The organism is Anaerosacchariphilus polymeriproducens, from assembly GCF_003363435.1.
Taxonomy (GTDB): Bacteria; Bacillota; Clostridia; order Lachnospirales; family Lachnospiraceae; genus Anaerosacchariphilus; species Anaerosacchariphilus polymeriproducens.
Window position 1 is genome coordinate 1 of record NZ_QRCT01000025.1, and the last position, 11,829, is coordinate 11,829.

11 protein-coding genes are annotated in these 11,829 nt (G+C 31.4%); 5 read left to right on the forward strand and 6 right to left on the reverse strand.

The genetic code is table 11. The features are described 5' to 3' along the window. Positions 1–188: 188 nt before the first annotated feature. Both DWV06_RS09240 and DWV06_RS09245 read right to left on the reverse strand, forming a co-directional pair. Positions 189–1,043 carry a M23 family metallopeptidase gene (locus tag DWV06_RS09240; RefSeq protein ID WP_115481900.1) on the reverse strand — a complete coding sequence of 285 codons (855 nt, stop codon included), beginning with the start codon at positions 1,041–1,043 and terminating at the stop codon, positions 189–191. Between the two features lie 80 nt (positions 1,044–1,123). Then, the gene (locus DWV06_RS09245) at positions 1,124–2,050 is read right to left on the reverse strand and encodes a SpoIID/LytB domain-containing protein (RefSeq protein WP_115481901.1); all 927 of its coding nucleotides are present in this window, start codon (positions 2,048–2,050) and stop codon (positions 1,124–1,126) included. 283 nt (positions 2,051–2,333) lie between these two features. Between DWV06_RS09245 and DWV06_RS09250 the strand changes: the two genes are divergently transcribed. Both DWV06_RS09250 and DWV06_RS09255 read left to right on the forward strand, forming a co-directional pair. Next, positions 2,334–3,926: a DEAD/DEAH box helicase gene (locus DWV06_RS09250; protein WP_115481902.1), complete on the forward strand. Its 1,593-nt coding sequence runs from the start codon at positions 2,334–2,336 to the stop codon at positions 3,924–3,926. 143 nt (positions 3,927–4,069) lie between these two features. Further along, complete coding sequence (locus DWV06_RS09255) at positions 4,070–5,308, forward strand: hypothetical protein (protein ID WP_115481903.1); 1,239 nt, start codon at positions 4,070–4,072, stop codon at positions 5,306–5,308. A gap of 97 nt (positions 5,309–5,405) precedes the next feature. Here the strand turns inward: DWV06_RS09255 and DWV06_RS09260 are convergent, their stop codons facing one another. Beyond that, positions 5,406–5,948 carry an NADH peroxidase gene (locus DWV06_RS09260; RefSeq protein WP_115481904.1) on the reverse strand — a complete coding sequence of 181 codons (543 nt, stop codon included), beginning with the start codon at positions 5,946–5,948 and terminating at the stop codon, positions 5,406–5,408. Between the two features lie 107 nt (positions 5,949–6,055). Further along, on the reverse strand, positions 6,056–6,445 hold the full coding sequence (locus DWV06_RS09265) for a Fur family transcriptional regulator (RefSeq protein ID WP_115481905.1): 390 nt from the start codon (positions 6,443–6,445) through the stop codon (positions 6,056–6,058). 189 nt (positions 6,446–6,634) lie between these two features. Between DWV06_RS09265 and DWV06_RS09270 the strand changes: the two genes are divergently transcribed. Further along, positions 6,635–7,768 carry a DUF6128 domain-containing protein gene (locus DWV06_RS09270; RefSeq protein WP_115481906.1) on the forward strand — a complete coding sequence of 378 codons (1,134 nt, stop codon included), beginning with the start codon at positions 6,635–6,637 and terminating at the stop codon, positions 7,766–7,768. Here DWV06_RS09270 and DWV06_RS09275 read toward each other — a convergent pair. Together DWV06_RS09275 and DWV06_RS09280 are read right to left on the reverse strand one after the other, a co-directional pair. After that, positions 7,765–8,310 carry a GNAT family N-acetyltransferase gene (locus DWV06_RS09275; protein WP_115481907.1) on the reverse strand — a complete coding sequence of 182 codons (546 nt, stop codon included), beginning with the start codon at positions 8,308–8,310 and terminating at the stop codon, positions 7,765–7,767. The two genes, DWV06_RS09270 and DWV06_RS09275, sit on opposite strands and share 4 nt — an antisense overlap. Continuing rightward, positions 8,307–9,005: an anaerobic ribonucleoside-triphosphate reductase activating protein gene (locus DWV06_RS09280; protein ID WP_115481908.1), complete on the reverse strand. Its 699-nt coding sequence runs from the start codon at positions 9,003–9,005 to the stop codon at positions 8,307–8,309. Before DWV06_RS09280 ends, DWV06_RS09275 begins: the two co-directional genes overlap by 4 nt. Positions 9,006–9,095: 90 nt before the next feature. Between DWV06_RS09280 and tadA the strand changes: the two genes are divergently transcribed. Both tadA and DWV06_RS09290 read left to right on the forward strand, forming a co-directional pair. Continuing rightward, entirely contained in the window at positions 9,096–9,560 is a 465-nt protein-coding gene (gene tadA, locus DWV06_RS09285; RefSeq protein ID WP_115481909.1) for a tRNA adenosine(34) deaminase TadA, read from the forward strand. A 184-nt stretch (positions 9,561–9,744) separates the two neighbouring features. Further along, positions 9,745–11,742 (forward strand): methyl-accepting chemotaxis protein, encoded by a 1,998-nt coding sequence (locus tag DWV06_RS09290; protein ID WP_115481910.1) that lies wholly within the window; start codon positions 9,745–9,747, stop codon positions 11,740–11,742. The last annotated feature ends 87 nt before the right edge of the window (positions 11,743–11,829 follow it).

Here is an 11,829-nt window from a genome sequence, read left to right on the forward strand (position 1 = left end):
ATAGTCAAAAATGCTTGACATTTTATGTAAAGGGACTTTTATAAAGTCCCTCGAAATTTATTTTAAGCAATCGAAGAGAGAGGTATTTTACTAAAAAAGTAGAATGTTATCATAGTAAATATTCGATTGCATGTTTTGTGACTTGTAGTCATATTATAATATATTCGCTAAAATAATTTTGGTTACCATCATTCAAAATAATCAACAGGATTAATCGGTTGATCATCTTTTAATAATTTAAAGTAAAGGTTAGTTCCTTCTTTACTATAATATTTGGTTGGTTCGTTTATGAATCCTAGAACCTCACCTTTTTCGACATAATCTCCTTCTTTCACTTGATTTTCTTTTAACTGACCATATACTGCTTTATAACCACTTCCTAAATCTATTGTCATGGTTAGTCCGGTTTCCTCATCATTAATGATTGAGTTTACAATTCCATCAGTTGCAGAGAGAACTTTAGTATTTACTGAGCTTTGAATTATTATGGCAGGATTATATTTATATTGATCTAAAGTTGCAAAATAAATAGTTCCATCCATACTATAATTCATAAGTACGTTACCAGAAACCGGCCACATTAAAGTCTCACCTTTTGGGAAAGAAACATTGGTTACAGAAGCAGACGTTTCTTGAATTTCTGGTTCAGTTTTTTCTGGTTCAGCTTTTTTGGGTTCTTGTTTTTCGGGAGCTGTTTTTTCAGGCTTAGAGTCTTTAGCTTGCTCTGAGTCTGGTACATCCATATCAGAAAAACCAGTTTTGTCCGAATTTTTCTTCTTTGTTTCATCTTTTTTATCCTGTTCATTGATTAAACTTGTTTTCGTATCGTTACTTTCATTTTTCTTTGTCTCATCTGTGTTTGCTTTGGGAATTTTTGGTTTTGCATCAGCAACTTCATTTAAATCTACCACATCTGGTTTAGGAGGGGCCTGCTGGGATTGGTATATATATAACCCTAACATTCCTACGATAGCACATACAGCAAGTCCTCCGATAATATATGCTGCATTGCCCCTATAATTTCCTGCTTGTCTTCTTCTCATATAATCACCTCTGTTAATTCACTATTTTCTATAGACCATGGTTTCTGGCTATAGTTATAGCATTAACGAATTATACAGATTTATTCATTTTTTGAAGAATAAGGAGAAATCCTTATATTATTATAAAAGTATTTTAATATCTGGACATAATTTCTCCCCTTTTTTGCAAGAGAATTTGCGGTAAATTGGCTTACTCCCGCACCATGACCAAGTCCTTTAGTCACTATCCGGATTGAATCTTCACATTCTTCAATAGTAAAGCAAGAAGAATTTAAATTAAATTTTTCACGAAATGCTTCGCCATTTATTTTTTTATCTCCCAGTTTTATTGTCTTTACATAATCAGCAGAATCTCTGTCTGTAAGATCTATTTGTTTCATTAGTTTATCTTTTTTTAGAGAGATATCCGGATAGGCTTCCTTACAAAATTTAATGAATTCTTCTTTGGAGTAAGTTACTATTTTTAAATAATTTTTGGATAATAAATCTTTATCGCAAGAAGCTTGTTTTAGATAAGGAAATTTTTTGTTTGAAAAAAGGTCTTCGCAAGTTCTTGTTTTCCCGGCACTTACTGCATGAAAGGAGGCATTGATCAGTTTATTGTCATTGTAAATAACATTACCTTTGGTTTCCCAAATTGCTTCCTCTAATTTATGATAATTTTCCCAAAAAGAATCTACGCCCCACAATTTGTTTAAATCATCTGGTGTTTTATATTTAGGTAACTCAATATCATTTTCTATGTAATATAAAATATTAGTACGTGCAATAACAGCTTGTGCTTTTATTGCTTCTTTTTCATATGTATTAGGAATTTCTTGCGCTAAAATACCAATTAAATAAGTTTCTACATCAATATTGGATTTTAGTTTCTTGCCTTGAGTTACAGACACTTGAATTGTCTTGGCGGTGCTCTTAGAAGTTGTTTCAAATAATATTGTTAGAAGATAGGGGAGAGCGAATAGTATGATAGCAGCAGCAATAAAATTTTTTATAATATATTTCATAAAACTCCTTAGATAAATCTTTTTAAACTTATCTATTTATATGTAAATTATGGCTTGTTCATACCTAAAGATGATAAATTTAAAGATGAAAAATTGAATAGTTTAAAAATAAATTGTGCAATATATAGGTGAACTCTACGCTTTGGCTGAATGCCTTGTTATTAGGTCAATAGTAACAGAAAATTGACATTCTTTACTTTATCTGTTATGATATCAAAGGTAGCGCTTGCGACGAGTGTTCGTAGGTGCTCTTTTTGTGTTTAAATTAGAAAGGAATTATTTTATGGAAATTACGAAATTTGAAGAACTTGGATTATCGGAGAAAATTTTAAAAGCAATCGAAGACATGGGTTTTGAAGAAGCATCCCCCATTCAGGCAAAAGCGATTCCTGTAATAATGGCAGGAGGCGACATGATAGGACAAGCTCAAACAGGAACCGGAAAAACAGCAGCATTCGGGATCCCGCTATTACAGAAAGTAGACCCAAAGGACAAAAGACTTCAGGCAATTGTTCTTTGTCCAACTAGAGAATTGGCAATACAAGTAGCAGATGAAATTAGAAAACTTTGTAAATATATGCATGGGATAAAAGTACTTCCGGTATATGGAGGACAAGACATTTCTACTCAGATTCGTTCATTGAAATCCGGAACTCAAATTATTATTGGTACACCTGGAAGGGTAATGGATCATATGCGCAGAAAGACAGTAAAGTTCGATAATGTGCATACAGTTGCTATGGATGAAGCAGATGAAATGCTTAATATGGGATTTCGTGAAGATATGGAAACAATTCTTCAACAAGTACCAGATAGCAGACAAACATTACTATTTTCAGCAACAATGCCTAAAGCAATTTTAGACATTACTAAAAAATATCAAAAGGACGCTCAAATTGTTAAAGTAGTGAAAAAAGAGCTCACAGTTTCAAATATTGATCAATATTATTATGAGGTGCGTAGGAATAAAAAAGAAGAAGTCCTTTGCCGTTTGCTAGATATGTATGCACCTAAGCTTTCTTTAATTTTTTGTAATACGAAAAAACAAGTAGATGAATTGGCGGATTCTTTAAAAGGTAGAGGATATTTTGCTGAAGCTTTACATGGTGATTTGAAACAGTCACAGCGTGATCGTGTAATGAGTCATTTTCGTAATGGTCAGACTGATATACTAATTGCAACAGATGTTGCAGCAAGAGGTATTGATGTAGATGATGTAGAAGCAGTATTTAATTATGATTTGCCGCAGGATCATGAATATTATGTTCATAGAATCGGACGTACCGGAAGGGCAGGAAGAACTGGTAAAGCCTTTAATTTTATTTTTGGGAAAGAAATTTATAAATTAAAGGATATTCAAAGATATTGTAAGACTAAGGTTTATGCACAGCCGGTTCCATCATTAAATGATATAGCACAAATTAAAGTTGAAAAAGTATTAGATCGTGTTATGAAAATTATCGAAGAAGAAGATTTGGATTCTATGGTTAAATTAATAGAACAAAAAATTAATGAAGAAGATTATACATCTATGGAAATGGCAGCAGCATTTCTCAAGTTAGAAATTGGAGAAAATAATTCAGATACAAGTGAAAATCAAAAAGATTTTGAATTTGAGAATACTGGCGCAGAACAAGGAATGGTACGTTTATTTATTAATATAGGGAAAAAACAAAACGTACGTCCCGGAGATATTTTAGGGGCTGTTGCTGGAGAAAGTGGAATGCCGGGAAAATTAGTAGGTGCTATTGATATGTATGACAAATATACCTTTGTTGAAGTACCTAAAGAGCATGCAAAAGATGTATTAAATGCAATGAAAAGCGTAAAAATTAAAGGTAAATCAATAAGTGTAGAACCTGCTAATCATAAATAAATCCAATTATTAGGCACTGACTTTGTATTAAAATAAAACTGCAAAGTAGGTGCTTTTTGTTTTAGGATATATTTGGTAAGTTTGCTTTTATATTTCAAATACGTTATGATACTAAGTATACTAAATGAAAGGAGTATTGATAAATGCAGGAAAGTAAAATAAAAGTAGGTATTGGATTTGCTACCGGTAGAAAAAGTTTTCGAAAAGTACTTAATGCATACATTTACAGCTGGAATGAAATGAAAGTTAAAAGTAATCTAGAAGGAAAAGTCAGTTTAAATCTATTCGTTGCGTATGATATTAATTATTCAAATGCACAATCTACTGATTTTACAAACTTAAGTCAGGAAATGGTAGATACGTTTGATGAAATTGAATTTTTGGGTGCAAAGAACATACAAAAAAAATTCACACAACTTATAGATAATCAAATTATGACAGAAAAGGAAATAAAACAAATTTTCAGATCTGGTTATGCTGGAAAAAGAAATGCTATTGTATATGCAGCATTAGAAAACAAAATGGATTATCTTTTGTTTTTAGACGATGATGAATATCCTGTAGCGGTAACAAATAATCATGGCATATGTGTATGGGGAGGTCAAAATGTAATACCAAATCATATTAAAAATATTGAGAATGCAGATATTACAAATGGTTATCATTGTGGGTATATTTCACCAATACCTCAAATTTCTTTTAATGAGACTTTATCAGAAAAAGACTTTGCAAAATTTATTGAAGCAATTAGTAACGACATTATAAGTTGGGATTCTATAAGGGAAAAGATGAAAAATGGTGGGACAACTTATGCGGATACATCAATTCTTACTTCTAAAGAACCTCAGATTGTAGAAGAAAAAAATCATTGTAAATTCATTTCAGGATCAAATCTATGTATTAATTTAAAAAGACCTGAAAGATTATTTCCATTTTATAATCCACCCGGAGCAAGAGGTGAAGATACTTTTTTGAGTACTCTTCTTTCTGACAGAATAGTATTACGAGTACCTTGCTATACCTTCCATGATGGATTTTCTATATATCGTCATTTATTAGATGGAGTTCTTCCTCTTCAATTATTACCAATCACAGCACAATCAAAAAATACTGTAACACGTTTTTATAATGCTTGTATCGGTTGGATAAGATATAAGCCTTTGTTAGTCTATATTACGAATCAGAATGAATATGATGAAATAATAGCTAAAATGCAAACAACTTTAGAAGAGGTTCTTCCTAAAATTTGTGAATATTTTGAGAACGATAAATTTATGAATATTTTACCCGAACTTAATAAATATAATAAAAACATTAAAAACCATTATCATAATTTTAACGAGACTCAGAATTCATGGAAAAAGCTTTTGGAAAATATTTGATTTGTTTTTATTTTTAAAGTTACATAATAAAAACAGGCTGGAACTTTGATGACGAATAGGATTACCAGCCTGTATTATAGTATCAAATTCAATTGTTTTATCCGAAGTATCTATCAAGTAAGCCTTTGAATGCTTTGCCGTGACGAGCTTCGTCTCTGGCCATTTCATGAACGGTATCATGGATTGCATCGAGATTAGCTTCTTTTGCACGTTTAGCAAGATCAAATTTTCCAGCTGTAGCTCCATTTTCAGCAGCTACTCTCATTTCTAAATTTTTCTTTGTACTATCAGTCAATACTTCGCCTAAAAGTTCAGCAAATTTTGCAGCATGTTCAGCTTCTTCAAAAGCAGCTTTTTCCCAATATAATCCAATTTCCGGATAACCCTCTCTATGTGCTACTCTGGCCATTGCAAGATACATACCTACTTCTGAACATTCTCCATTAAAGTTTGCTCTTAAATCATCAATTATATCTTGACTTACACCTTGGGCAACTCCAACTACGTGTTCTGCAGCCCATGACATATCGTCTTTTTGTTCTGTAAATTTTTCAGGTCCGACGCCACATTGTGGACATTTGTCTGGTGCTGAATCTCCTTCATGAACATAACCACAAACACTACATACAAATTTTTTCATATTACATATCTCCTTTTTATTTTCTATAATTTTTTGTTTACAAATCAGTAACGATTACTAATATTAATTTAGCACATATCATTTTAGGTGTCAATAGATTTTTAAAATTATTTTTTATTTAAGCATTTACTGCATGTTCCGTAAAAGTATGTCACATAACTATCAATTTCTCCATCAAAATTTTGACCTGCAATAAGACATATATGGTTAATACTTTCCATTTCTAAATCAATAACAGCATGGCATTTGGTGCATATAAAATGATGATGTGGAGTAGGGTTCCCATCATAATGTTCAGAGTCTGTACCACAAGATAATTTCTGTATTTCCCCTAATTCAGTCAATAACGATAAATTTCGGTAGACAGTTCCAAGGCTGATATTTGGGTACTCTTTACGTATATTTTGATAAACAGTATCAGCAGTAGGATGATCTTTACGTGTTTTTAAAAAATTTTTAATCGCTTCTCGTTGACGGCTGTGTTTTATAGTTGCCATAACAACCTCCATTCTTAATAAATAATAGTAGTAATAATAATTACTAGTTTAGTATATGATTTTATTATTTATATGTCAATAATAGAGACCAAAAATATAAAAACTTATAAGTTGATAAAAGTAGTTAAGCATCAAAGCTATATTAAATGAATAAAATAAAAGAAATAAGGACAAAAAAGGAGAAATAGATTGTCTGATTATAAAAGATTTGTATCATACTTTTACCCTTATACTCCAGACAAACAGCCTCGAAGTGTCGGATTTGTTAAAATAGAAATTAGAAATAATAAAATGAAATTGGAAGCACAAGTGAAAGGTATTATTTCTCAAACCGAAAAGCAGTATCCGATATATTTATTTTTTGACGACGGTTCAATTAATAGTCTTCATGTAGGTAATTTAAAAATACAAAAAAATGGTGGAGTTTTTCGAAGGATTATGGAAGAAGAATCAAAAGAAGAAAAACTTTTTTTTGCAAATACAATAGGAACAATCATTCAAGGAGAAGAAAAAATACTTTATATTGCATATTGGGGTAAAAAAACTTTTGCTATCAATGAAATTGCAAAAATGTTAAAGGTGGAAAACAGTTTAGCGGCTAATGTAGAAGAAAAAAGCAAAAATGAATCTGAAATTATTGAGGTCAAAGATATCAAGATTGAAGATTCAGTAAGTAATTTAAAGACAGCAGTTATAGAAGATAAGGAAAAGGATTTAGAACTTGCAGTTATAGAGGACGTGGATAATGATTCTGAGACTACAGTTATTGAAGAGGAAGAAAATGATATTGAGATTGCAGTTATAGAAGAGCCGGAAAGTGATTTAGAAGAAAATAACAGATTTGAAAATGAGGCATTTATTAGCAAGCTTGAAGTTCCGATTGAAATGAAAGAAAAACAGTTTGAGCAAAAAGTACAGGGAGTATTTAAAGAAAAGAAGGAAACAAAAAAGGCCTCTGACAAGGTAATGGAGGAATTAAATCTTAAAGAGGAAATGGATCAAGAGAAGTTTTTTGAAAATCCTAATTTTTTTGAATGTCAGAAAATCGAACCGAGGGATTTAAGAATATTACCTGAAAAAGAATGGATTTTAGGTAAAAATAGTTTTTTATTACACGGATATTACAATTATAGGTATTTACTCTACGGTAAAGTAAATAATGGATCCACCTATACATTTTTAGGAGTACCGGGTGTATTTCATAATCAAGAAAAATTTATGGCAAACTTATTTGGTTTTTCAGAATTTGAACCTGCAAAAAAAGAGAAGATAAAAACAGGTAAGTTTGGATACTGGATCCGTATTATTGATAAATTGTGCTAAAAGTTACAAAGAGCGAATCGTTCATGTGTTCTCCATTCCCCTTGAAGAAATGCATAATCCTTACATGTACCTTCAAATGCAAAATCCAGACGTTCCAATACCTTTTTTGAAGGCAAGTTTTCTGGTAATACGAACGCTTCTATTCGATGAAGACCAAGTTCTGAAAAAATAATATCAATACCTTTTTTGAGAGCTTCGGTGGCGTAGCCTCTATGATGGAAAGCAGAAGCAAACTTATAGCCTAATTGACAACTTTGAAAAGCATTCCTCTGAATATTTAAAAAGGATATTGAACCTATTATTTTTTCAGGCTGTGTTTTCTCAAAAACCCAAAAACGAATGCTTGCAGATTTGATAAACAATTGATATTCGAAATTTAAATTTGCTTTTTGATATGTTCTAGTATAAAAATTGAGAGTACGTTGTGGTTCATATTTTTCAAAGAGTTCCTTATCATTCAGATAAAAGTCTAATACATTTGAAGCATATTTTTCATTTAAAACACTTAAGTACAAACGATTTGTTTCATAGATTAAGTTCATAAATCAATTCCTCGGATTTCTACATAATCAATATATTTTTTAAGTTGAGTTTGTAATTTGACCAATTCTTCTTTTGTATAGCTTGTAAATCCAGGTTGAATTACTTGTTTGGAGTCCTGATAGGGTTGAAGATAATAGGCTTTACATCCTTGCAGCCATTTTCCAACTTCGTGAATGTCTTCAAAGGTGTGAAGCTCTTTTACTATTGTAGTACGAAATTCATAGGGTAATTCCTGCTTTTTTAAATATGTGACTGATTCTTTTATATTGTTTAAATTAACTGATTCTAATCCACATACTTTCGCATATTGTGTGGGAGATGATTTTATATCCATAGCAACGTAATCCAGAAGATTATTATCAATTAAGGATCTTAAGACTTCAGGATTTGAGCCATTGGTATCTAACTTTACTTTAAGGCCAATGGATTTGACTTTTTTAATAAAATCACTTAAATCATTTGTTAAAGTAGGCTCTCCTCCTGTAATACAGACACCATCTAAAATATTTGACCGTTTTTTTAATAAAGTTAGAACCTCTTCACTATCAATAATTGGTACTTTGTCTGGAGCTAAAACAAGTTCACTGTTATGGCAAAAAGGACAACGGAAGTTACAATGACCTAAAAATATAGTTGCAGCTACATTTCCCGGGTAATCTAATAAAGTTGTTTTTTGGAAACCATGTATTTGCATCTTATCCTCCTAAATGTTAAAGTATGTTTATTATACCTCAATAAAAATAGTTTTCAATGAAAAAATGAAGTAACTTTAGGAGAAATTAAAATGGATTTAGATAAGAAATATATGAAAGAAGCTTTGAGACAAGCCAGGAAGGCATATGCATTGGAAGAGGTTCCAATAGGTTGCGTGATAGTGTATGAAGGACAAATAATAGCAAGAGGTTATAATAGAAGAAATAGTGATAAAAATACATTATCTCATGCAGAAATAATTGCTATAAGAAAGGCCAGTAAAAAACTTGGAGACTGGCGGTTAGAAGGCTGTACCATGTATGTTACGTTAGAACCCTGCCAGATGTGTGCAGGAGCTATCGTACAATCTCGTATGAGTCAAGTTGTAATAGGAAGTATGAATCCAAAAGCCGGTTGTGCAGGATCAGTTATAAATTTGCTTGAGATGCAGGAATTTAATCACCAAGTTTTAGTTACAAGAGGGTTTATGGAAGAAGAATGTAGTCAGATACTAAAAAATTTTTTTAAAGAACTGCGGGAAAAGAAAAAAAAATAGTAAAATAGCTAGAATATGTTTGATAATAATGCCAATAAAGTTAAAAAAAGAGAAAATAATTAAAAAAATATGGAAAATGAAAGAATTGTATAGAAATACGACTAATAACGTTGTATAATAATAAAACAGTACTGGAATTTACAATTATTTTCTGATTTAAAATAGGGGAAAGCGAGGAAAGGATATGAAATCAATACGTACTAAGATGATATTAATTTTTACAATATCTTGTACAAGCATCTTATTGGCAGCATTATTGGCGGGTTTAACAATTTCAACTTTACAGTTGGAGGAAAATAATCAACAAAAAAATAAAAAAACAATAGAAAGTTATGGTTCAGAAATCGAAGGGTGGATAATGGAGCAAAGCGCTATGCTTGATTCCTCAAAAATAGTATTTAAGAATATGAAACAGATAGATATGGAATTTTTAAATACATATTTGACAGAAAGTACTGCTAAATATGAAAGTGTAACTGATGTCTATTTGGGTTTAGAAGACAGGACTTTTATAGATGGTTCAGGATGGGTTCCTGATGCTGATTATAATTGCACAGAACGTGGATGGTATACAACAGCAATGGAAAAAGGTGAAAAAGCGTATGGAAACCCTTATTTAGATATGGCAACCAATAAAATGGTGGTAAGTATATCTATTCCAATTGAGATACAAGGAAAATCTGGTGTTCTAGGCATGGATTTAAATTTACAGCTTATGATTGATTCACTTGAAAAAATGCTTGGGGAGAAAAATTCTTCTTATTTGTTCATAGTTGATAGTGAAAATAATATAATTGCTCATAAAAATGATGAATATATGCCTAAAGAAGAAACTAGTACAAACATTAATGATATATTGAATGGTGCATATGTAAAAGGTATAGAAAACGGTGAAAACATTGTAGATTTTGATGGTGTTGAGAAACATTTAGAATTCGTTGACATTAAAGTGAATGGTTGGAAAGCAGTCTTAGTGACACCTCGAAGTGAATATGTAAAAGGATTACTATCATTAACAACAGCCTTTGTAATTATATTAATTATTGCAATTTTAATTATTATATTAATTACTTCAATAATAAGTGGACAGATTGCGAAGCCTATTAATCAAATGGTAAAAGTTATTAATAAAACGAAGGAATATAAACTTAATCAATCAAAAGAAAATGAAGAATATCAGAAGTATTTAAAAAATAAAAATGAAATAGGTCAAATGGCAAGTGCAGTAAGTCAATTAAGAGAAAGCTTGCAAGAAATTGCCAGAAGTCTTCTTGATACATCTTCAGTAATTGTTGGACAATCTGAGGAAGTTAATTTGACGATTACAGATAATATGGAATCATTAGAGGTAATTGCAGAAACTTTGGGTCAAATCAGTAAAGCCATTGAAGAACAAGCAAACGATGCGCAAATTGGTATAGAGAAATTAAACGACTTCTCTGATCAAATAGAACAAGCCAATGGTAATACCAAAGAAATCAATCAAATGTCAAAAGAAACGGTTACGAAAACCTTATCTGGTGTACAGCAGATGGAAAAGTTGGCAGAAAGAATTGATGATGCTACCAAATTACAAGAGACAGCTAGTGTAAGTGTAAATATATTAGCTGAGAAATCTTATTCAATTGATGGTATCAGCCAAACAATCAGTAATATTGCAGAGCAGACGAATCTCTTAGCACTGAATGCATCTATAGAAGCAGCAAGAGCAGGGGAGGCAGGACGTGGATTTGCTGTTGTTGCGGATGAAATCAGAAAATTAGCAGAACAGACAGCTGTTGCAACAAATGACATTGGAGTTATCATTGCAGAGATCCGTGATGAAATTGGTGAGACCAAACAGTATATGGATGCAATTGGTGTTTCCACGAATGATTGTAAAGAAGCAATGGTTGATACAAGAGAAGTTTTCCAATCGATTAACAGCCAAATTGATACCATGGGAGTTGATATTCAACAGTTGGGAGAAAGAATAGAAAATGTAAATACAAACAAAAATGGAATTGTTGAAATATTCTCTGGTATATCTTCAGCAACAGAAGAAATATCTGCATCAACTTTTGAAATTGATACTCGTGCAGAAAAACAGAAAGTTGGAATGGGTAAAATAGATAGTTCGATGCGTGAATTGGTAAAAGTAATTGAACAATTGAATAACATAGTGAACCAATTTGAATTATAATGAAAGGATTTAAAGTATAAAAAAGTAGAAGGACCCATTTGAGCGGTCCTTCTACTTTTTTATTATTGTATCTGGTGCGACTCCATT